Origin of the sequence: Thalassotalea castellviae (genome assembly GCF_031846185.1) — a bacterium.
Classification (GTDB): domain Bacteria; phylum Pseudomonadota; class Gammaproteobacteria; order Enterobacterales; family Alteromonadaceae; genus Thalassotalea_H; species Thalassotalea_H castellviae.
Window position 1 is genome coordinate 176239 of sequence record NZ_JAVRIF010000007.1, and the last position, 22058, is coordinate 198296.

At 38.4% G+C, this 22058-nt stretch carries 19 protein-coding genes and 1 riboswitch; of the genes, 7 read left to right on the top strand and 12 right to left on the bottom strand.

Annotated features, from left to right (window positions below):
* Window positions 1–7: 7 nt before the first annotated feature.
* From pntB to RM573_RS13270, 5 genes are all read left to right on the top strand, one after another.
* Window positions 8–1411 carry a Re/Si-specific NAD(P)(+) transhydrogenase subunit beta gene (pntB, locus tag RM573_RS13250; RefSeq protein WP_311582895.1) on the top strand — a complete coding sequence of 468 codons (1404 nt, stop codon included), beginning with the start codon at window positions 8–10 and terminating at the stop codon, window positions 1409–1411.
* A gap of 137 nt (window positions 1412–1548) precedes the next feature.
* A complete protein-coding gene (locus tag RM573_RS13255; RefSeq protein WP_311582898.1) occupies window positions 1549–2424 on the top strand; it encodes a 1-acyl-sn-glycerol-3-phosphate acyltransferase in 876 nt (291 codons plus the stop codon).
* 29 nt (window positions 2425–2453) lie between these two features.
* Entirely contained in the window at window positions 2454–3857 is a 1404-nt protein-coding gene (locus RM573_RS13260; protein ID WP_311582900.1) for an alanine/glycine:cation symporter family protein, read from the top strand.
* Between the two features lie 276 nt (window positions 3858–4133).
* Complete coding sequence (locus RM573_RS13265) at window positions 4134–5441, top strand: DEAD/DEAH box helicase (RefSeq protein WP_311582902.1); 1308 nt, start codon at window positions 4134–4136, stop codon at window positions 5439–5441.
* A gap of 2 nt (window positions 5442–5443) precedes the next feature.
* Window positions 5444–6115: a hypothetical protein gene (locus RM573_RS13270; protein WP_311582905.1), complete on the top strand. Its 672-nt coding sequence runs from the start codon at window positions 5444–5446 to the stop codon at window positions 6113–6115.
* 31 nt (window positions 6116–6146) lie between these two features.
* Here the strand turns inward: RM573_RS13270 and RM573_RS13275 are convergent, their stop codons facing one another.
* Window positions 6147–7037: a GGDEF domain-containing protein gene (locus RM573_RS13275; protein ID WP_311582908.1), complete on the bottom strand. Its 891-nt coding sequence runs from the start codon at window positions 7035–7037 to the stop codon at window positions 6147–6149.
* A 260-nt stretch (window positions 7038–7297) separates the two neighbouring features.
* On the opposite strand from RM573_RS13275, the gene RM573_RS13280 reads away from it, so the two are divergent.
* Complete coding sequence (locus tag RM573_RS13280) at window positions 7298–9265, top strand: monovalent cation:proton antiporter family protein (protein ID WP_311582910.1); 1968 nt, start codon at window positions 7298–7300, stop codon at window positions 9263–9265.
* A gap of 58 nt (window positions 9266–9323) precedes the next feature.
* Here the strand turns inward: RM573_RS13280 and RM573_RS13285 are convergent, their stop codons facing one another.
* The 10 genes from RM573_RS13285 to RM573_RS13330 form a co-directional block, all read right to left on the bottom strand.
* Window positions 9324–10475: a patatin-like phospholipase family protein gene (locus RM573_RS13285; RefSeq protein ID WP_311582913.1), complete on the bottom strand. Its 1152-nt coding sequence runs from the start codon at window positions 10473–10475 to the stop codon at window positions 9324–9326.
* Window positions 10476–10697: 222 nt separating this feature from the next.
* On the bottom strand, window positions 10698–11057 hold the full coding sequence (locus RM573_RS13290) for a DUF3718 domain-containing protein (protein WP_303451871.1): 360 nt from the start codon (window positions 11055–11057) through the stop codon (window positions 10698–10700).
* Window positions 11058–11120: 63 nt separating this feature from the next.
* Window positions 11121–11214, bottom strand: a riboswitch (cyclic di-GMP riboswitch).
* A gap of 128 nt (window positions 11215–11342) precedes the next feature.
* Window positions 11343–11999, bottom strand: coding sequence for a 3-oxoacid CoA-transferase subunit B (locus RM573_RS13295; RefSeq protein ID WP_311582916.1), 657 nt, complete (start codon window positions 11997–11999; stop codon window positions 11343–11345).
* A gap of 10 nt (window positions 12000–12009) precedes the next feature.
* Complete coding sequence (locus RM573_RS13300) at window positions 12010–12717, bottom strand: CoA transferase subunit A (RefSeq protein WP_311582919.1); 708 nt, start codon at window positions 12715–12717, stop codon at window positions 12010–12012.
* Window positions 12718–12749: 32 nt separating this feature from the next.
* Window positions 12750–13652, bottom strand: a complete 903-nt coding sequence (locus RM573_RS13305; protein WP_311582922.1) for a hydroxymethylglutaryl-CoA lyase — start codon at window positions 13650–13652, stop codon at window positions 12750–12752.
* Window positions 13649–15664 carry an acetyl/propionyl/methylcrotonyl-CoA carboxylase subunit alpha gene (locus tag RM573_RS13310; protein ID WP_311582979.1) on the bottom strand — a complete coding sequence of 672 codons (2016 nt, stop codon included), beginning with the start codon at window positions 15662–15664 and terminating at the stop codon, window positions 13649–13651. Before RM573_RS13310 ends, RM573_RS13305 begins: the two co-directional genes overlap by 4 nt.
* 43 nt (window positions 15665–15707) lie before the next feature.
* Window positions 15708–16544: an enoyl-CoA hydratase/isomerase family protein gene (locus RM573_RS13315; RefSeq protein WP_311582925.1), complete on the bottom strand. Its 837-nt coding sequence runs from the start codon at window positions 16542–16544 to the stop codon at window positions 15708–15710.
* Window positions 16545–16552: 8 nt separating this feature from the next.
* Entirely contained in the window at window positions 16553–18160 is a 1608-nt protein-coding gene (locus tag RM573_RS13320; protein ID WP_311582928.1) for a carboxyl transferase domain-containing protein, read from the bottom strand.
* Window positions 18161–18246: 86 nt separating this feature from the next.
* A complete protein-coding gene (locus tag RM573_RS13325; RefSeq protein WP_311582931.1) occupies window positions 18247–19416 on the bottom strand; it encodes an isovaleryl-CoA dehydrogenase in 1170 nt (389 codons plus the stop codon).
* A 47-nt stretch (window positions 19417–19463) separates the two neighbouring features.
* The gene (locus RM573_RS13330; RefSeq protein WP_311582934.1) at window positions 19464–19856 is read right to left on the bottom strand and encodes a MerR family transcriptional regulator; all 393 of its coding nucleotides are present in this window, start codon (window positions 19854–19856) and stop codon (window positions 19464–19466) included.
* 226 nt (window positions 19857–20082) lie between these two features.
* Here RM573_RS13330 and RM573_RS13335 point away from each other — a divergent pair, with 226 nt between their 5' ends.
* The gene (locus tag RM573_RS13335) at window positions 20083–21267 is read left to right on the top strand and encodes an acetyl-CoA C-acyltransferase (protein ID WP_311582937.1); all 1185 of its coding nucleotides are present in this window, start codon (window positions 20083–20085) and stop codon (window positions 21265–21267) included.
* Between the two features lie 88 nt (window positions 21268–21355).
* On the opposite strand, the gene RM573_RS13340 is transcribed toward RM573_RS13335, so the two are convergent.
* Complete coding sequence (locus RM573_RS13340; protein WP_311582940.1) at window positions 21356–22033, bottom strand: hypothetical protein; 678 nt, start codon at window positions 22031–22033, stop codon at window positions 21356–21358.
* Between the last annotated feature and the right edge of the window lie 25 nt (window positions 22034–22058).

Here is a 22058-nt window from a genome sequence, read left to right on the forward strand (position 1 = left end):
CAAGATCATGGAGTTTTCTCAAGGTTTGATCAGTGCTGCTTATATCATTGCGGCGTTATTATTTATTTTCAGTTTAGCAGGGTTGAGTAAACAAGAAAGTGCTGAAACGGGTAACTGGTACGGTATTGTCGGTATGTTTATCGCATTAATTGCGACCATTGCTGATCCAAGAGTGAGTAATGTTGCTGTTATTATTGGTGCTATGGCTATTGGTAGTTTTATAGGGTTAAGACTTGCTAAAAAAGTTGAAATGACTGAAATGCCTGAGCTTGTCGCTATTTTGCACAGTTTTGTCGGTCTAGCAGCCGTATTAGTAGGTTTTAATAGTTATTTTGGTATGGGGCATAGTGAGCACATTGCCTTTACTGCAGAACAACAAATGGCGATAAATATCCATTTAGTTGAAGTGTTTTTAGGTGTGTTTATTGGTGCTGTAACTTTTACGGGCTCTGTTGTTGCCTTTGCTAAATTACGCGGCGTGATAAATTCTGCCGCGTTAATGTTACCGCATCGTCATAAATTAAATTTAGCGGCAGGGATAGTGTCATTTATCTTAATGATCATCTTTGTACAAAATGGTGGAGGTAATGCTGCGCTATATCTTATGACTGTAATCGCACTAATATTTGGTTGGCATCTTGTGGCATCTATTGGTGGCGCTGATATGCCGGTAGTTGTTTCTATGCTGAATTCTTATTCAGGCTGGGCCGCTGCTGCTGCTGGTTTTATGTTAAGCAATGATTTACTGATTGTTACCGGGGCACTTGTTGGGTCTTCTGGTGCAATTTTATCGTATATTATGTGTAAGGCGATGAATCGCTCTTTTATTAGTGTTATTGCAGGTGGCTTTGGCACTGACGTCGTTGTTGATAATGATAAAGATTACGGTGAACACAGTGAAGTGCAAGCGGAAGACGTCGCTGATATGTTGTCGCAAGCTAAATCCGTTATTATCACTCCAGGTTATGGTATGGCTGTCGCACAAGCTCAATATCCTGTTTATGAGTTAACACAGAAATTAATCAGTAAAGGCGTTAACGTACGCTTTGGCATTCATCCTGTCGCCGGTAGGTTACCTGGTCATATGAATGTATTATTAGCAGAGGCAAAAGTCCCTTATGATATTGTTTTAGGCATGGATGAAATAAATGAAGATTTTGCTCAAACTGATGTTGTATTAGTGATTGGTGCTAACGATACGGTAAACCCGGCTGCAAGTGAAGATCCTAGTAGTCCAATTGCCGGAATGCCAGTATTAGAAGTATGGCACGCCAAAAAAGTAATTGTATTTAAACGTTCAATGAATACAGGTTATGCTGGGGTACAAAATCCATTATTTTTTAAAGATAATAGTCAAATGCTTTTTGGTGATGCCAAAGAATCAGTGGAGAAAATTTCCAAAGCGCTATAGTCATTTCCCCGTTAAATTTTACAAGCCATAACGTATGTTATGGCTTTTTTATACGTTAAATTTGTCTTTATGTGCTATATTAAACACTTCAAAATTTGCCATCCTCCAATTCCTAGCCAAATTAAAGTGACATTCTAATGAGTAAAAAAGTATTAACCATTCGTGAGCAAACGATATTTGATGGCGTAATTACCCGGTATTTTTTGAAGTCGATTTTCTCACTTTGGTTTAAGCTAGCCGGTTGGAAAGTTACAAAAGCAACTAGTCATGGAGCAGGAGTTGCTATTGCAGCGCCTCATACGTCTAATTGGGATTTTATTTATGCTTTAGGAGCAGCGATTTTGCAAGATACCAAAATCTATTTTTCAATAAAAGACAGTTGGTGTCGTATCCCTGTTATCGGTAATTTTATGATGTGGTTAGGCGCGATACCAATTGATCGGTCTTCAAAAGGAAAAGGACAAGTTGAGTTAATTAATCAATTTGTTGTTCGACAAAAGAACAATAAGGTGTTCTTTTTATTTACCCCTGAAGGCACTCGCTCAAAAACACAGAAATGGAAAACGGGTTTTTATCACGTAGCCCAAAGTTGTAATATTCCTATTTTTCTTGCAAAAGTTGATTACCGTATAAAAGAAGCTGGTGTTTTTCATTCTTTTCAAATTACAGGAGAGAAGGAAGAGGATATTCAAGCTATCCAAGCATCTTATAAACGAGTTGCAGGCAAATTTATAGCTTTGCAGTTTCCCCCATATGAAGGGGCGTTACCTAAAATTACCGATGCAGAAGCTTTAGTCATGAAAGCACTTTATTCGTTTAAAGGCTTTGCCACTTGTGTTGAAATTTCAACTAAAATTAAGCGTCAAGAACTAGCAAGTTCTGTTCTAGCATTTCTAGTGGATAAAGGGATTGTTGAAGTAACTTTATCTGATCAAGAGACTGGAGTAGCAAGTTATCAATTAACTTTTTTAGGAAAAGGTTGTTTACTTCATTTATACCCTTCATTAGCATAGAATAAATAAAAAATTGTTAGGAGATTCAATTGATTGAGCAGTGGGTTGGTACCATAAATGGATACCTGTGGGGAAGTGTGCTTATTTATCTTCTGACAGGTTGTGGCATTTGGTTTACCGTTAGATTAAAAGGCATTCAGCTGACCAAGTTTTCACACATGTTTGTTTTACTGAAATCTAGTCGAAAAGCAAATGTTCATGGTATTTCATCTTTTCAAGCATTATGTACATCGTTAGCGGCAAGAGTGGGTACGGGAAATTTAATGGGCGTGGCTGTTGCGATCTCTTTGGGGGGCGCAGGTGCTGTTTTTTGGATGTGGCTTATTGCATTAGTCGGTATGGCAACGGCGTTCGCTGAAAGCACTTTAGGTCAACTATATAAAGAAAAAGATAGTTTAGGTAACTTTCGAGGTGGGCCTGCTTATTACATGAGTAAAGGGCTTCAAAATAAAAAACTCGCGATTGCTTTTTCATTATGCTTATTTTTTGGTTATGGTTTTGTTTTTAGTTCCGTTCAAGCAAATTCGATCACCGATGCGTTCTACGGTTCTTACGGAATAGAGCCGATCAGTACAGGCATTGTGATTACAATTGTAGCCGCCTTTATTATCTTTGGTGGTTTAAAAAACATTGCTCGATTTGCCGAATTAACCGTTCCGCTAATGGGAGTTGCTTATCTTTGTGTCTGTTTGGTCGTCATAGGGCTAAATATTCATGCGATTCCGGCGATTATTGCCGATATTTTTACATCCGCATTAGGGTTAAAAGAAGCGGGGAGTGGTTTAGTAGGTGCTGCTATTGTTCAAGGGGTAAAACGAGGTTTATATTCAAATGAAGCTGGTATGGGAAGCGCGCCAAACGTTGCTGCAGCTGCCATTCCACATCCACCACATCCTGTTTCTCAAGGATATATTCAAATGCTGGCTGTGTTTTTTGACACGATTGTTATTTGTTCGTGTACGGCTTTTTTAATTTTACTGTTTGACGGTGCTTCTGGCGAAATCCAAGGAATACAATTAACACAACAAGCGTTAGCCTTTCAAGTTGGCGAATGGGGAAGTGATTTTATTACCATTGCTATCATGCTTTTTGCTTTTACTTCTATTGTTGCTAACTTTGCTTATGCAGAAAACAATTTAAAATACTTAAAGCTCGATAATAAAGCCGGACATTGGTTTTTACGTATCGGTTTTTTGGCTATGTTAGTGTTTGGCTCAGTTGCGAGTTTGCCTGAAGTGATTGCATTAGCTGATTTATCTACAGGTTTAATGACAGTATTAAATGTTTGTGCGTTATTTTTGCTGACCAAAGTGATTGTGAATGTTGCTAAAAACTATCATCAGCAAAGCTCAGCGGGCCAGTTACCTGAATATATGCCTGATGAAAAAGAGCATAGTAAATATCATTTAACCAAAGGGATTTGGCAAAAGTAATTAAGTGAATAAATTGGTGTTATAATCATTAACTTTATTTAGCATAAATCATTATTTCAACTAAAGGCTGGCACAATATACCAGCTTTTTTTGTTCATGACTTTATGATGATGCGACCCTAATTACCAATCTTGATGAGGTAATCTAAATGTTTAGCTCGTATGATTAAATAGTTAAAAATAATTGTGTAAATAATACTAACGCGATTTATGTTTATTCGCGATAAGGCTGCTATAATCCGCAGCAATTTGTGTGAGAGTGATTTTAGGTGATAATGTGAGTGTAGATGCAATTGGTTTGTCGGCCGATTTATTAAAAGCGGTAAAGGCGTGTGGCTATAAAAATTTAACGCCAATACAACAACGGGCAATTCCGGTCATTCGTTCAGGCTCAGATCTACTCGCTAGTGCGCAAACGGGCACAGGAAAAACGGCTGCGTTTACTTTGCCTATTTTAGATACGATCGCTAAAAATAAGTCGACGGGTAATTTACAAGCATTAATTTTAACTCCCACACGAGAATTAGCCTCACAAGTAGCAGAAAATATTGCGACGTATAGCCAGTTTATGCCGATTAAGTCAGGGGTAATCTTTGGTGGTGTTAATATGCCAGCGCAAACAAAATTATTAAAATCTGGTTTAGATATTTTAGTTGCGACACCCGGTAGGCTTCTAGAACATATAGCATTACGTCATATTGATGTCTCGCAACTAAACTTTTTAGTGTTAGATGAAGCCGACCGCATGTTAGATATGGGCTTTTTAACAGAAATAGAACGTATTTTACCTTTGATCAAAAGTAAGCATCAAACGCTTATGTTCTCAGCAACTTTTTCTAATAAAGTAAAAAGTTTAGCTAATCAAATTCTTAACACGCCAAAAACTATCGAAGTTGCTAAACAAAACACGACCTCAGGTAAAGTTAAGCAATCTGTTTACTGGGTGAGTGAACAGCGTAAAAGAGAACTGTTATCTGAGTTGATTGGCGTTAACAATTGGCAACAAGTGCTTGTTTTTGCTGGGACTCGTGAAAGTGCTAATATCCTTGCTAAAGAATTAAAGCTTGATGGTATCAAAGCCGCGTTGTGTCATGGCGACAAAACGCAAGGGGCTAGAAACAAAGCTCTTGAACAATTTATTGATGGCTCAGTGCGAGTATTAGTTGCAACGGATGTTGCTGCAAGAGGATTAGATATTGCAGACTTACCTTATGTTGTGAATTTTCATTTACCTTTTTTAGCAGAAGATTATGTTCATCGAATTGGTCGTACAGGTCGAGCAGGAAAATCAGGTACTGCAATTTCATTGGTGAGCCCGAAAGATGAGCGTTTTCTTGAAAATATCGAGGCACTAATAGAAAGGAAATTTGAGCGTATAGTCGTACCCGGCTATGAACTAAATCGACCTTTACCTCAACAATATAATGAGGTTGAAGAGCCGCTTGTGAAGAAAAATCGCTATCAAGCCACACAAGAGAAAAATCAAGAAGTAGCCCGTAAGAAAGAGAAGTCGGCGTTAAAGGTTTTAAAAGGCAAAGCTAAAAAAGGTAAAAAAGGTAAAGTTGCCAAGAAAAAGCGTAAGTAATCATGCTTAATGAGCCTTTGGAAAACGGTTATTCATTTATTGAAACCCCATTTAGTTTTCGAAATTGTTGTTGGTTTTGTGCAGAGCCAGCAGCAAAGGTTTTTCATTTCCCTCAAAGCAATAACTATGTAGTCAATTGTCCTCATCCCCCGTTAAGCTTGCGCACTTGCCAAGAATGTTATTTACCTGCCAATAAAAGTCGAGCGAATGCTATTTGGTTCGTTTTTAAAGAAGTAAAAAGCTTTCTTATTAAACAATATCAGAAAGATCTCGCTATTGGCATTAATTGGACACAAGAAGAACTAGCGAATAGCGAATTTGAAGGCGGAAATTTTGCCGGTTTTCAACGAAGTGCTTGGTTTATGTATGAAGTCGCGAAAAAACGAGTAAATTTTCAAGGCTGGCCTCTGATTGTCGATGGTATCAATATTGAAGAATTACAATACAGTGAAGAAAAAAGCTTTAGTTTTGATAATATAGAATACCCTTGCATTGACGATGCAATAAATCATTATGCCCAAGCATTTTTTATACCTGTAGATTATTTTAAAGAAGTTTTAGTCGCTGTTGGACTTGAAAGGTTCGCATATGCAGTGAGATTTTGCCGTTTATTAGTTGGGACAACGCCTAACGAAAGAAAAGCGGCATTAAAAAATTTAATTGAAGATGAATAATTAATCTTTTCATCTTCAGTTGTATTAATTTTTAGATCAAACTTAATTTTTTGTTAGAGATTATTTTATGACGGTATAACAAATTATCCGCACGTTTAAAGAAACTTGAGGCATCATCGTCTCTACTCATAAAGGTATAGCCTAGCGCACAAGCAACCTGATACTTTGCTAATAAACTATTGTTAGATAATGCTGATTTAATTCTTTCTTCGATAATTATTAGTGATTGTTCACTGGCATCTTCAACAATAATAGCAAACTCATCTCCTCCAAATCTAAAACTACTATCTGAGTCTCGCACCGAGTGGGTTAGTGCTTTAGCAAAATTTACTAAAATTTCATCACCAATATCATGTCCAAACGTATCATTGATCTGTTTAAATTTATTTAAATCACACACCATTAATCCGACTTTCGTTCGTTGTCGATTGGCATGATGCATAGCACGATGAAGTTGCTCATCAAAATATCGACGATTACCTAAGCCGGTTAAACCATCTTGCATCGCTAGTTTTATCGCGTTTTGGTATTTTATCGCGTTATTTATTGGGTGAATAAGTAATTGATGTAGTTCTTGCAGAATTCTTCTATTTGTTAAACTAATAGGGGCGTTAAGAGCATAGGTGAGTGTCCCTATATATTCATTGTTAATTTTCAATTCAAAAGAACGCTCACTTTTTCCTGGTTTACTCCCTCGAGCGGCAGCAGACATACTTTCTTGTTTAAAATATAAACCAGAAAAATTCACAAACTTTGATGCTTCCATTGCAAATATATTAAGTAAAGTCTTTAATTCTAAACTTGTTTGTAATTGTTCAGTTAAAGCTAGCTTTCGATAATTATCTTCATGATCGCGAATATCAAATAATTTAAATGCATTAAATTCTACATTTGCACTCTCAACTACATTTAATGTCTGCATATCTTCACCTTTATACCACTGTTCTGGCTATTTAAAGCAAAAAATATGCCTCTTAAACATTTGATAAAAATATCAATAATTTATACTTGTTTGCTTTAAGTTAACGCGGTGAAATAAAGAAAGTGAAATTATACGTCAAAAAGGTGTCGGCAAATTGTTGCCACTTTAGATATTTTTTTATATTTGAGAATAATTTTGTCAATTATCAGATATACTTAACTGATTAATATCATGTTAATTTATTTTTATAAAGAGGTTTTGTGTCTAGCCATCTTGAAATTTTAGCTATCCTGACAAGTGCTGTTCTTATCGTTTGGTTGTTCAGACGGTTACATTTACCTGCAATTCTCGCTTACCTTGTTGCTGGTATGCTAGTTGGCGAGCATGGTCTTGCTTTAGCGCATGAGCATGTTGATTATGAACATTTTGCCGAACTTGGCATCGTGTTCTTGCTATTCACTTTAGGTTTAGAATTTTCATTGCCGAAATTAATGGCAATGCGACATCTGGTGGTTGCTGTTGGTAGTTTACAAGTAGGCATCTCTTTAATCGTTTTTCTTATTATTGCCTTGTTTTTAGGACAAAGCTTTGCCAGTTCATTAGTCATTGGCGGAATTTTAGCTCTATCTTCAACCGCTATTGTGATCAGGCAATTAAGTGAAACTGGCGCGATGAAAAGAAAATCAGGTCAAATCGCTGTAGCGGTGTTGTTGTTTCAAGATGTTGCCGTAGTTCCTTTATTAATCATTATTCCGATGTTTGCTCAAGACTCTGATACATCGATGATTTATGCATTGCTTTTTGCCTTGGTTAAAGGTGTTTTTGTCGTTGGGATTTTACTTTCTGTAGGTAAATGGGTTTTACCTCGGTTATTTAATTTAGTCGCACAAGTGAGAACAGATGAGCTATTTGTTTTAACGACCTTATTAGTCACATTAGTTGCTTCAGCTTTAACACAATGGTTTGGCTTATCTATGGCGTTAGGTGCATTTTTAGCCGGAATGATGCTTGGCGAAAGTCAGTATAAACATCAACTTGAAGCAGATATAAGGCCTTATCGAGACATTTTACTTGGTTTGTTTTTCGTAACTGTGGGTATGAAGTTAAATTTAGCCGTTTTGTTTGCGTCACCTTTCACCATGTTTAGTTTGTTAATTGGTTTTATGCTGGTTAAGATTTTAGTGATTAAATCTTTAGCGATTAAAGCAGGAGAACAAACAAAAGATGCTTGGGCGTCAGCAATTATGTTAGCGCAAATGGGCGAGTTTGGTTTCGTACTCATCGCCTTGGCAACACAAGTTAATATATTACCTCCAGATATTGCCTCATTATTACTGGGAGTAGGGGTTATTAGTATGGCTATAACGCCATATATGATAGATCATGCACGACAAATGGGCTTGTGGTTAAGTAATGAACAACCTGATGATACTCAAGAATTATCAACTTTACCTAATAACAATGAATTAAAAGACCATGTCATTATTTGTGGTTTTGGCCGCATTGGTCAAACGGTCAGTCGTTTTTTAAAACAAGAAGCGATTGATTTTGTCGCCATAGATATTGATCCTTTAAGAACAACCAAAGCGCGAGAAGCTGGTGAAAATGTATTGTTTGGCTCATCAAGGCAAAATGAATTATTAGAAGCGGCACATTTATCAACAGCAAAGTTAGTGGTGATAGCCTTTGGGCAAGATAAACAATCTATTGATGTGATCCAAAAAGTACGTTCTATGTCACCAGATGTTCCTATTTTAGTTCGCACACGCAACGATGATCAACTGGATGCTCTACAAGAAGCTGGCGCAAATCAAGTTGTTCCTGAAAGCTTAGAAGGGAGCTTAATGTTAGTTTCACAGGTATTGTCATTAACGGGCGTACCGTTTTCACGGATTATGCGCCGTGTGCAAAAAGAGCGGAAAAATCATTACAATCACCTCCATGGTTTTTTCCAAGGGGAGCATACTGATATGAGTCCTGATGCTATTGATCGTATTGAGTTTGCTAATGCTATTATTATAACGGACGATTCATTTTGTGTAGGCCACTCATTAAAGTCGCTGAATCTTCAGTCTAGAAGAGTTAATGTGGTCGCGTTGCGAAGGGATGGTGTTGAAATAGAAGAGCCTGAAGACGATGTTATTTTAAAGGTACAAGATACGTTAGTTGTTAGGGGGAAACCTCGTCGTGTAGAGCGTTTTGAACGCTATATGCAAGAAGGGCGATAAGTTTTCCGTTCATTAAGTGCAGCTAAACACCTGAATGAGAAAAAATTAAACGATGGTTTTAAAGATTTAAAAATTGACGGATATTTGCTTCTTGCTCAAGCGCATCGTCAAAGCCAAGTTTTATTAATTGTTTACAATAGGCTTTATCAAACAATAAGTAGCTTAAAATACTCGACTCTTGATCGTTAGTAATACCTATACCGCGTAATAACATACGAATGGTGTAGGGAAGCTCTTGATAATACTCTACCGCCATCGAGTTAAAATTATGGCTCGGATTTAGCACTAACGAGTCAATATTTTTTAATCCTTCATTATTGTGCTTACTTTCATCTGTGATCAACGATAGGGTGTTATTCACTCGGTGCATTCGTTCTAAATCACTTTGTAAAGTATCTGAAAATATACCATCAAGAAGGTGACCTGCTATTGTAGCAGTCGTTGGCGGATGAGGGTTGTTTTCATTGATATGAAGAGTTTCTTTGGGTTGTTCTACACCGACAATAAATAGTTTCTCACCGCCAAGGTGAATCGCTGGGCTTAATGGTGATAATTGATGAATTGAACCATCACCAAAGTGATTTCTTTTGATTTTAACGGAAGGAAAAATTAAGGGTATTGCCGCTGATGCTAATAAATGATCAGAACTAATTTGTGTTGGAATACCACTGCGTTTTGCTCTAAACCAAGGTTTTATTGAATCATGAGATTGATAAAAACTAATAGAATTTCCATTAGAGTAACTCGACGCGGTTATAGAAAGCGCAGATAAATCCCCTTTTAAAATATTTTGGTCAATGCGACTATAATCCACAACATTACTGAGTAAGTTACGCAACGGCGTGTTATTTAATAAACTTCGTGCAGTTTTATTGGCATAATCAGCTTGAAAACTTCCAAGAATACCACTGAGAATATGACTTCCCACTCTTAATGGGTCACTGTGATAAACCCTGTCTGTTTTTAAGCTATTCCAAACCCATTCTAATTTTTTGACGCCCAGTTGAAAACACGAAGCATAGCAGGCTAAACCGGTAGCATTGATAGCACCAGCCGATGTCCCACAAATGATAGGAAAGGGGACTGGATAATGCCGAGGACTAAATTTACTGATAGCTGAAAGTACGCCAACTTGATAAGCAGCTCTTGCGCCACCACCAGTTAAAATTAATGCGTTTTTACTATGTTTTATATTGTATTTTTTTGACATCTAACTTTTTGATTTAAGCACAATAAATTTATTGTAATGTGTTTAAAAAGATAAACCAGCACAAATTTATTTGATAAATGAAATATTACGACTAGACTGATGAAATATGCTGAAAAATAGCAAAGAAAAAGCCAGCATAAGCTGGCTTTTTAAATCGACATAGAATTATTGACTAGTAAAACATTTTATTGCATGAACAAATAACGCCTACTAAAAAATAATTTAACTACTAACGCGTTCGTTAGCAGCGTCTATTAACGGTTGCGATCCGCTTTGCAAAAGTGCCAAGTTAGCTGAAACAACTTTCTTAGGCAGCTTGTTGATCATCAAAGAGCCAGTTTTTTCTGAACCCCTATCAGCTGCAAAGACCAACAGGTTTTTACCATTACATTGAATACCATCGAAGATACTGCGAATTTTTAATTTATTCGCCTTTAAAAATGAACGCATGCGTTTCTTGTCATCGGCGGCAACATACTCACATAAGCTCTGGGCTATGTTAGCAGCTTCAGCTTTTGGGGCTGATACGACAGACGTTAATGTTAAAGCAGTAATTGTAGAAACTAGTAATAATTTTTTCATTTTAATAACCTTAATAAGTAAATTGAGTTAGTAAAAGAAAAAACCACGGGATGTACCTAATAACATGGTAACTCCGCTGTCATAGATTTATTCAAGATAAACCCTTAGACCGGTGGTTTTGCGTAGTACGTTTTCGCGCACCTTGCCTTTTCTTTGTCACTTTTAGTATTACCAAAATAAAACAAAAATGCAACCATCTGTTGAGATATTACATTATTTCATGTAAGACATTCACCATGAGTTAATTTAATTTATATAATTTACAATAAGTTATAATAAATTAATTTAGAAAATCATTTCAGGAACATCTTCAGGAATTACCAGTTTTCCGGCGGTTAATTGACTAATTTCTTCTATTGAAACACCAGGTGCTCGCTCTAATAAGTGAAATGCGCCGTCTTTAATTTCAAGAAATGCCAGATCTGTTAATACTTTTTTGATACAGCCTTTACCTGTTAATGGTAGTGTGCAATGAGGCAATAATTTTGAAACGCCGTGCTTAGAAGCATGAGTCATGGTAACAATAATATTATCTGCACCAGCCACTAAATCCATTGCTCCACCCATACCCTTAATCAGCTTACCGGGGATCATATAAGAGGCAATATTACCATTCACATCTACTTCAAATGCACCTAATACAGTTAGGTCAACATGACCACCACGGATCATCGCAAAAGACTCAGCTGAGTCAAAGATTGAAGCACCAGTTGCCATAGTTACGGTTTGCTTACCTGCGTTAATTAAATCTGCATCAATCTCATCTTCGGAAGGAAACTGGCCCATACCAAGTAAACCATTTTCTGATTGCAACATGACTTCCATGCCTGCCGGTACATAATTTGCGACTAACGTTGGGATGCCAATGCCTAAATTAACGTAATAACCATCCTGTAATTCTTGAGCAACTCTTTGTGCTAATTGTTCTCTTGTTAATGCCATTGCTATCTCCTCACTTAGCATTAGAACGAATAGTTCGTTGCTCAATACGTTTTTCGAACGTGCCTTTTATAACACGGTTAACATAGATACCAGGGGTATGGATATGATCAGGATCCAACTCGCCAGGTTCAACAATTTCTTCTACTTCAACAACAGTGATTTTCCCTGCTGTAGCGGCCAAAGGGTTAAAATTACGTGCGGTTTTACGAAACACTAAATTACCGTATCGGTCTGCTTTCCATGCTTTGACTATCGCAAAATCACCAGTAATGGCTTCTTCTAAAATATAATGCTTGCAGTTAAATTCTCGTTCTTCTTTACCTTCTGCAACGGGGGTCCCGTAACCTGTTGCAGTAAAAAAAGCTGGGATACCCGCACCACCAGCACGCATTTTTTCTGCAAGCGTGCCCTGAGGGGTTAATTCAACTTCAAGTTCTCCACTCATCATTTGGCGTTCAAATTCTGCATTTTCACCGACATACGAGGCGATTATTTTTTTTATTTGTCGGTTCGGTAATAACACCCCTAAACCAAAATCATCAACGCCACAATTATTGGAAACCATGGTCAATCCCGTAGTGCCTTTTCGTTTTATCTCTGCGATGAGATTTTCAGCAATTCCACAAAGCCCAAAACCACCCGAAATAATAGTCATATTATCTTCGAGACCAGCCATCGCTTCTTCATAGCTTGACACAACTTTGTCAAATCCAGCCATGTAATACTCCTTAACTCTATTCTATTTGATGATTATTGTGCGCGAATCGCGGTAGATACTTTAGAGACCGGTGCTTTACCTAAAACGTCACTAATAAACCATCCTGCGGTCAGTAATTTTTTTAAATCTATGCCCGTTTCAATACCTAGCCCATTTAATAAGTACACGACATCTTCTGTAGCTACATTACCTGAAGCGCCTTTAGCATATGGGCAACCACCCAAACCAGCAATGGCGCTATCAATAACCGTGATGCCATTTTGTAATGCAGTGTAAATATTCGTTAACGCTTGACCGTATGTATCATGAAAGTGAACGGCTAGTTTTTCTCTCGGAATACGGGCTGATACGGCTTGTAACATCTTATGTACACTTGCGGCTGTTCCCACACCAATAGTGTCTCCTAATGAGATTTCATAACAGCCCATTTTGAATAGTTTTTCAGCAACATCAGCAACTTGCTCTGGCTCTATATCACCATCATAAGGGCAGGCTATAACGCATGAAACATAACCCCTTACTGGAATATTGGCTTTCTTTGCCGCAGCCATCACCGGTTCGAATCGCTCTAAACTTTCAGCGATGGAACAATTAATATTTTTTTGACTAAATCCTTCAGAAGCTGCACCAAATATGGCGACTTCATCGGCTTTAGCAGAAATGGCCGCTTCAAATCCTTTTAAATTTGGCGTTAGCGCGGCATAACTCACGTTGTGTTGGCGTGTTAACCCATTAAAAACGTCGGTTGATGTCGCCATTTGCGGCACCCACTTAGGTGACACGAAACTTCCGCTTTCAATAGTTTTAAGTCCTGCATCTGCGAGTTTATTTATTAATGTGATTTTGTCTTGCGCAGTGATTAATGTTTTTTCATTTTGTAAGCCATCTCTGGGGCCTACTTCAACAATTTTTACGCTTTGAGGGAATTGATTCATGATATTTCCTGCGCGTTAAATGCTAATAATTCACAGCCGCCGTCTACCATGTCGCCAGTAGCGTAGTATAAAGCGTCAATCATGCCATCTTCGGGCGCTTTAATCGTATGTTCCATTTTCATCGCTTCCATTATCATTAACGGTTGATCTTTTTTAACTGTATCTCCCTCTTTTACTAACACGCTAACCATAGTGCCATTCATCGGCGCAAGTAAGCCACCTAAGTCATTACTGATATCTTCATTGCCACATTCAGGCTCAATGTAAGTGAAATTAAAAACACCATTTTGACGATATAAGCTGATTTCATTGCCATTTCTAGCAATCGTGGCATGGCTTCGGTAACCGTCAATACTCACGTACAAGGTGTCAGCTGAAATTCTCCCTTGGCAATCAAGGGTTTTATTTGACACTGTGATTAAATAATAACTGTCGCTCCCTTGCCTTTTTTGTTCAACGGTTACTGGGTAATCAGTATCATTATGAGCCAAGGTTAATTGATGGATATGAGCTTCGTTTAATCGCCATGCATTTGTGTTGTTCCAAGGGGAGTATGGATCTAAAGTATCTGCCGCATTTGCTTTGGCTTTATCTGCTAACGATAAAACTAAATATAACGCTGCAATAGGTAACTCATCAGCCAAGGTTTGTTCATCCTCATGAAAAATATCGTTCTGATGTTTTTCGATAAAACCAGTATCAATATCTTCGTGAATGAATGCAGGGCAAGTGGCTAAATTATATAAGAAATCTATATTCGTTGTGACACCGCTAATACGGTATTCTGAAAGAGCCTTACTTAGACGTTGTAAGGCTTTTTCTCTATTTTCATCCCAGACAATTAATTTTGCGATCATCGGATCGTAAAAAACACTCACCTCATCACCTTGTCTGACTCCGGTATCTACTCGCACGTGAGCACTTTCTACTGGCGGTTGTAAAAAATTAAGTTTGCCGGTAGCCGGTAAAAAATCGTTATTGGCATCTTCTGCGTAAATACGAGCTTCAAAAGCATGGCCTTTTATGACTAATTCTTGTTGTGTTTTAGGCAGTACTTCACCTGCGGCGACACGAAGTTGCCATTCCACGAGATCTTGACCTGTAATTAATTCTGTAACAGGGTGTTCAACTTGAAGGCGAGTATTCATTTCCATAAAGTAAAATGAACCATCAACGTCTAGTAAAAACTCAACGGTACCAGCACCTTGATAACCTATTGCTTGCGCCGATTTGATGGCTGACTCACCCATTTTTTGACGAAGTGATTCAGACATGCCAAATGCTGGGGCTTCTTCAATCACTTTCTGATGACGTCGTTGTACTGAGCAATCACGCTCAAATAAATACACCGCGTTATTATGATTATCACAAAAGACTTGAATTTCAACATGTCGAGGTTGAGTTAAATATTTTTCCACTAACATGGTATCGTCACCAAAGGACGATTGTGCTTCGCGTTTAGCCGCAGCGAAACCTTCTGAAAACTCGGCTTCACTCCAAACTTGACGCATACCTTTGCCTCCGCCGCCAGCAGTTGCTTTTAATAGCACAGGGTATCCCATATCATCAGCTGCTTTTTTTATCACTGCTTCGGATTGATCTTCACCGTGATAGCCAGGCACAAGTGGGACTTGCGCTTTTTCCATAATGTTTTTTGCCGCTGATTTTGAGCCCATCGCTTCAATTGCGGCTACCGGAGGGCCAATAAACTTAATATTTTCTTGCTCACACATCCGACAAAAATCAGCATTCTCTGATAAAAAGCCATAACCAGGATGGATCGCTTGAGCGCCAGTTCGTTTTGCGGCTTCAATGACTTTTTCCGCCACTAAATAGCTTTCTCTTGAAGGTGAAGGACCGAGATAAATGGCTTCATCAGCCATATTGACATGCAAGGCATCACTGTCAGCATCTGAATAAACGGCAACCGTTAATATGCCCATTTTTCGTGCTGTTTTTATGACTCGACAAGCTATTTCGCCGCGATTAGCAATAAGAATTTTGGTAAACATTTTATCAGACCTAGTGGTTAGATTATTAGTAGAATGCGACATGTTATGATCCTTGTTTCGAAGACTCTTGTTGCCATTGTGGCGCGCGTTTTTCGAAGAATGCGCTTAAACCTTCTTGACCTTCTCGTGAAACTCGAATGGATGCGATGCGCTCACTGGTAACATCGAGTAATGCATCATCTATGTCTTGAAAAGCAACATCTAAGGCAAGCTGTTTTGCTTGTCTAACTGCAGCAGGACTATTACTTAGAAGTGTGCTTATCATGTTTTCAACAGCGGCTGGTAATTCATTTAATTCAACCACTTCATCAACCAAACCAAGGCTTAAGGCTTTATCAGCGAAAAAGCGCTCTGCCGTTTGAAAATAACGACGACTGGCTTTTTGGCCCATCGTGTTGACAACATAAGGGCTAATCGTGGCAGGAATAAGTCCGAGCTTTACTTCACTAAGGCAAAAGCTGGCTTTATTACTGGCAATAACAATATCACAACAGCTTGCTAATCCAACCGCACCGCCAAAAGCTGCTCCTTGTATTTGAGCAATGGTCGTTTGTGGCATAAAATTTAAAGTTTTTAGCATGTTGGCTAATGCATTGGCATCCGCTAAGTTTTCTTCATAACTATAACTCGCCATACGTTTCATCCAGCCAAGATCCGCACCTGCAGAAAAACTTTTTCCAGTTGACGTTAACACCATAATGCGAACATCATCACGTTTGCTGAGGTGCATAAAAATCTTGGTAAGCGTTGTGATAACCTCATCATCAAAAGCATTGTGCTTTTCGGGGTTATTTAAGGTAACGGTTGCTACTCCAGAACTGTCTATGGTTAAGAGCACCTTGGTATTATCAATATTTAAACTATTTTCTATCTGAGTCATCTTGTCGCCTACATTCTAAAAATGCCAAATTTTGTCTCTTCAATAGGTTTATTAAGGGATGCTGAAATCGCTAACCCTAAAACTTGTCGAGTTTCTGCTGGATCAATAATGCCGTCATCCCAAAGCCTTGCTGATGCGTAATATGGATGACCTTGATGTTCATAGTTGTCAATGATGGGTTGTTTAAAATCAGCTTCATCTTGTGTTGACCAAGTTTCGCCGCGTTTCTCTTTTTGATCACGTTTAACTTGAGCTAGTACTCCGGCGGCTTGTTCACCCCCCATAACTGAAATACGGGCATTCGGCCACATGAACAAGAATCGAGGATCGTAAGCACGCCCACACATACCATAATTCCCTGCACCAAAGCTTCCGCCAATTAACACGGTAAATTTAGGGACTTGTGCGGTAGCAACCGCTGTCACCATTTTTGCGCCATGTTTGGCAATACCACCGGCTTCATATTGTTGCCCAACCATAAAGCCGGTAATGTTTTGCAAAAATACTAACGGAATTTTTCGTTGAGCACATAGCTCAATAAAATGTGCTCCTTTTTGAGCGGATTCACCGAAAAGGATGCCATTATTAGCTACAATGCCGACCGGATAACCGAAAATCCTTGAAAATCCGCAGACTAAAGTGGTGCCGTATAAAGCTTTAAATTCATCAAAGTCGCTACCGTCAACAACACGGGCGATAATTTCACGAATATCAAAAGGTTGACGAGAGTCTTTCGGGATAATGCCGTAAATTTCTTCGCTGTCATAAGCCGGCTCGATAATAGGTTGAATGTTCATTTCAACGGGCTTAGTTCTATTTAAGTTTGCAATCGCGGTTTTTGCTATTTTTAAAGCGTGATGATCATTTTGTGCATAATGATCTGCTACCCCTGAAGTACGACAATGTACATCGGCACCGCCTAACTCTTCAGCACTAACAACTTCACCCGTGGCTGCCTTTACTAACGGAGGTCCTGCTAAAAATATCGTACCTTGCTCTTTCACAATGATTGACTCATCAGCCATTGCTGGTACGTAAGCCCCTCCGGCAGTACAAGAGCCCATCACAACGGCTATTTGCGGAATTGCTTGTGCTGACATATTCGCTTGGTTAAAAAAGATTCGACCAAAATGCTCTCTATCTGGGAAGACATCATCTTGGTTTGGTAAATTAGCACCACCAGAGTCGACTAGGTATATGCAGGGTAAATTGTTTTCTTGGGCGATAGTTTGTGCACGAAGGTGTTTTTTAACCGTAAGGGGATAATAAGTTCCTCCTTTTACGGTAGCGTCATTGGCAACAATAATACATTCTTGGCCACCAACACGACCAATACCGGTAATGATCCCTGCTGATGGTACATTGTCTTCATAAACGTCATAAGCGGCCAATTGTGATAATTCTAGAAATGGCGAACCTGAGTCGAGCAGGGCATTGACTCTATCTCTAGGCAGTAATTTACCACGTGATAAATGGCGTTCACGGCTTCGTTCACCGCCTCCTAGTTTTATTTCTGCAAGTTTTTCTTTTAAGTCACGAACTTGTTCTTGCATTGCTTGAGCGTTTTCGATGAACTCAGGATTACGGGGATTAACTTTAGATATTATCTTCGCCACGACTATCTACCTTTATTGTGGAAATTGTGATTATCATCATGAGTATTTCAGTAGGCTGTTTTTTACAGCCTACTGAACATGCCAAATTAATTAGATTCGTTAAATAATTCACGGCCAATTAGCATACGACGGATTTCAGAAGTACCAGCGCCAATTTCATACAGTTTTGCATCACGTAGTAAACGCCCGGCAGGAAATTCATTGATATAGCCGTTGCCACCGAGTAATTGGATAGCATCAAGGGCCATTTTTGTGGCAAGCTCTGCAGCATATAAAATTACACCAGCAGCATCTTTACGTGTTGTTTCACCACGATCTGCCGCTTGAGCACACATATAAGCATAAGATTTAGCCGCGTTCATTTGAGTGTACATATCGGCAATTTTTCCTTGCACTAATTGGAATTCGCCGATAGATTGACCAAATTGTTTACGATCGTGTATATAAGGGACAACTAGGTCCATACATGCATCCATAATACCTAATGGTCCACCAGTTAAAACTAAACGTTCATAATCAAGGCCAGACATTAATACTCGTACGCCTTTACCTTCTTCACCTAAAATGTTCTCTGCAGGTACTTCACAATCTTCAAACACTAATTCACAAGTATTTGAACCGCGCATGCCTAATTTATCTAGTTTTTGATGACGACTAAAACCCGGATAATCTCGCTCAACGATAAAAGCTGTGATGCCTTTTGAGCCGGCTGCCGTATCAGTTTTTGCATATATCACGTAAACATGCGCATCTGGGCCATTGGTGATCCACATTTTATTACCATTTAAAACGTACTTATCACCTTTTTTATCGGCACGTAGTTTCATACTTACTACGTCAGAGCCTGCATTAGGCTCACTCATGGCTAAGGCACCAATATGTTCGCCGGTACACAGTTTTGGTAAATATTTTTGTTTTTGTTCGTGGTTACCATTTTTGTTTAGTTGATTTAAACAAAGGTTAGACATGGCGCCATAACTTAAGCCGACAGAAGCAGAAGCTCTACTAATTTCTTGCATTGCCACCATATGCTCTAAATAACCTAGGCCAGAACCACCGTATTGCTCATCTACGGTCATTCCTAATAATCCCATGTCGCCAAATTTACGCCATAAGTCGTGTGGAAATTCGTTATCTAGATCGATCTGCTCGGCTCGAGGTGCAATTTCGTCACGCGAAAAAGCGTTTACTTGATCGCGGATCATGTCCACCGTTTCGCCTAAGTTAAAATTGAGAGATGAAAAACTTGAAATCATGACGGTTCCTTATTGATATAATTTAGTGTTACTGATGCATTATTGTTTTATTTTTTGATGAGATTTAACGCATCTTGACAATTTTTTTCTAAGCCGGTTAATTCTATTAATACGGCTTGGATATCTTCTAACTGCTGATTAAGGTCATTTTTTTTCTGAGCGATAAGATCCATAATCGTTTTTAATTGCGTGGCACTACTTTTATCTGCATCGTAGAGTTCAAAAAGTCGGCCCGTTTCTGCTAATGAAAAGCCTAATCGTTTGCCGCGTAGAATTAACTTTAGTCTAACTTTGTCTCTTTGGTTATAAATTCGTGTTTGACCTTTGCGAGTTGGTAAAATTAGTCCTTGGTCTTCGTAAAAACGAATACTTCTCGTGGTAATATCGAATTCTTTTGCTAACTCGCCAATAGAGTAGGAAACGGTGGTATGCTTACTCATAAAATACTCAAATTTAATTATTATATTCTTACGATATCATGAAGTTTACGTAAACGTAAACTTTTCTGTGTTTTACGCGATATTAACTGGCAATAATTTAGTACATTTATCTGATACTAGTACTAATTAACTACCGGGTTAACGTTGGCGTTAACTAGTTCCTCGGGTATTATGTCGAACAACTGTTTGAAAAATATTATGTTGCGAATTTTCGCTGGAGAGTTTTATGTCTACTGTTGATCCTATTGTTATTGTATCTGCCAAAAGAACGCCAATGGGCGGTTTTATGGGAGGTTTATCTACCGTTACCGCACCTACTTTAGGGGCCACGGCTATTCGAGCTGCACTTGAAGAAGCAAATCTGAAAAATGATCAAGTAGATGAAGTGATCATGGGATGTGTGCTTCCTGCAGGCTTAAAACAAGCACCTGCACGTCAAGCAGCATTGGCGGCAGATTTAGATTTATCAACTGTTTGTACCACTATTAATAAAGTGTGTGGTTCAGGTATGAAAGCTGCCATGCAAGCGCATGATGCTTTAGTTGCTGGCTCAATTGATGTCGCCATTGCCGGTGGTATGGAGAGTATGACTAATGCTCCTCATTTATTACCAAAGGGAAGAGCCGGTATTAAAATGGGCCATGGTCAAGTATTAGATCATATGATGACCGACGGTTTAGAAAATGCATATGACGGTATTGCTATGGGCTGTTTTGCACAAGGTACAGCGGATGAAAATAATTTTACACGTGAAGCTATGGATGAATATGCTATTCGTTCTTTATCTCGTGCCAATGCTGCTATTGAATCGGGTGCATTTATCAATGAAATTGCACCTGTTACGATAAAATCTCGCCGTGGTGATTCAATATTTGAAATTGATGAACAACCCGGTAATGCGCGTCCTGATAAAATTCCTTCATTAAGAGCTGCCTTTAAAAAAGACGGTACTATTACTGCCGCTAATTCAAGTTCAATATCTGATGGTGCTGCAGCATTAGTGATGATGAAGCTATCTGAAGCCGAAAAACGTGGCTTAACGCCATTATGCAAAGTTGTGGCACATGCCACTCATGCACAAAAACCAGAAGAATTCACCGTTGCACCGGTTGGCGCAATGAAAAAGGTGTTAGATAAAGCAAGTTGGACAACTAAGGACGTTGATTTATTTGAAATTAACGAAGCCTTTGCCATGGTAACTATGCTGGGCATGAAAGCGTTAGAACTCGATGCTGAAAAAGTTAATATTAATGGTGGTGCTTGTGCTTTAGGGCATCCTTTAGGTGCTAGTGGCGCACGTATTATGGTGACATTAATTCATGCGTTAAAAAACAAAGGTTTATCTAAAGGGGTTGCTTCACTTTGTATTGGTGGTGGTGAAGCGACAGCAATTGCGGTTGAAATGTTATAGTTTTTAATACGGCTATGCATCTTGGTAAAATCGTAAGCGCTCAACCGCTTACGATTTTTTTTAGCGTTGATTTTTAACTAGGTAGTTATTAATGAATCGTTTGTGGGAAAGGAGTATTCAATAATAATTTTATTGCCTTATCTAATCTAGGGAGCAGTTTTCGGTGTTTTTTATGCAAAATATGAAAACCAATTTTTTCTTCAATTAAGAATTTATTCTTAAAAGAGTTTTTCGCTTCAATATCTTTTTCATCAAAAACCATAAAAATATAATCGACTCTTTTTTGTTTAAACATTGCTAATAATATTTTGAAACTGCTCACTTCCGTTATACGAATTTTACTATTGCCTAATAAGTTGCTGTAAAACTCATCTCCGGCAATAAGTCCTAACATTTTATTGGCTGATTTTAGTACACTCAGATCACAGTTTAACTGTAACTGACAAATGAGCATCACTTGAATTTTGCTGATTGGCGTTGGTACTTTGATAATATTAGGATACAGGGTAAATACCTCACCTGATTTAGCCGTATCTGCATCGATTTCACCTTGGTTTAATAATTTTAAGGCTCGTTTATCATTAATTTGAATAAATTCAGGTGTAATGCCTATCGAACGGTAAGCTCTATCCAATAAAGGGACATAAAAATTAATGATTGAGTCATGCTCGACATAACTGATAATAAAGGGGGCTTTTATTTCTTCAGCAAAAGCCTGTTTAAAAAGGCTAAATATGCAAAGAACGAAATAGAGGGTTAACTTCATTTGTATCTATTAATCAGCATTAATA

Coding starts and splice junctions, on each gene's coding strand:
- pntB (WP_311582895.1), top strand. CDS start 8: ATGGAGTTTTCTCAAGGTTTGATCAGTGCTGCTTATATCATTGCGGCG.
- RM573_RS13255 (WP_311582898.1), top strand. CDS start 1,549: ATGAGTAAAAAAGTATTAACCATTCGTGAGCAAACGATATTTGATGGC.
- RM573_RS13270 (WP_311582905.1), top strand. CDS start 5,444: ATGCTTAATGAGCCTTTGGAAAACGGTTATTCATTTATTGAAACCCCA.
- RM573_RS13275 (WP_311582908.1), bottom strand. CDS start 7,037: ATGCAGACATTAAATGTAGTTGAGAGTGCAAATGTAGAATTTAATGCA.
- RM573_RS13285 (WP_311582913.1), bottom strand. CDS start 10,475: ATGTCAAAAAAATACAATATAAAACATAGTAAAAACGCATTAATTTTA.
- RM573_RS13290 (WP_303451871.1), bottom strand. CDS start 11,057: ATGAAAAAATTATTACTAGTTTCTACAATTACTGCTTTAACATTAACG.
- RM573_RS13295 (WP_311582916.1), bottom strand. CDS start 11,999: ATGGCATTAACAAGAGAACAATTAGCACAAAGAGTTGCTCAAGAATTA.
- RM573_RS13300 (WP_311582919.1), bottom strand. CDS start 12,717: ATGGCTGGATTTGACAAAGTTGTGTCAAGCTATGAAGAAGCGATGGCT.
- RM573_RS13305 (WP_311582922.1), bottom strand. CDS start 13,652: ATGAATCAATTCCCTCAAAGCGTAAAAATTGTTGAAGTAGGCCCCAGA.
- RM573_RS13310 (WP_311582979.1), bottom strand. CDS start 15,664: ATGTTTACCAAAATTCTTATTGCTAATCGCGGCGAAATAGCTTGTCGA.
- RM573_RS13315 (WP_311582925.1), bottom strand. CDS start 16,544: ATGACTCAGATAGAAAATAGTTTAAATATTGATAATACCAAGGTGCTC.
- RM573_RS13325 (WP_311582931.1), bottom strand. CDS start 19,416: ATGATTTCAAGTTTTTCATCTCTCAATTTTAACTTAGGCGAAACGGTG.
- RM573_RS13330 (WP_311582934.1), bottom strand. CDS start 19,856: ATGAGTAAGCATACCACCGTTTCCTACTCTATTGGCGAGTTAGCAAAA.
- RM573_RS13335 (WP_311582937.1), top strand. CDS start 20,083: ATGTCTACTGTTGATCCTATTGTTATTGTATCTGCCAAAAGAACGCCA.
- RM573_RS13340 (WP_311582940.1), bottom strand. CDS start 22,033: ATGAAGTTAACCCTCTATTTCGTTCTTTGCATATTTAGCCTTTTTAAA.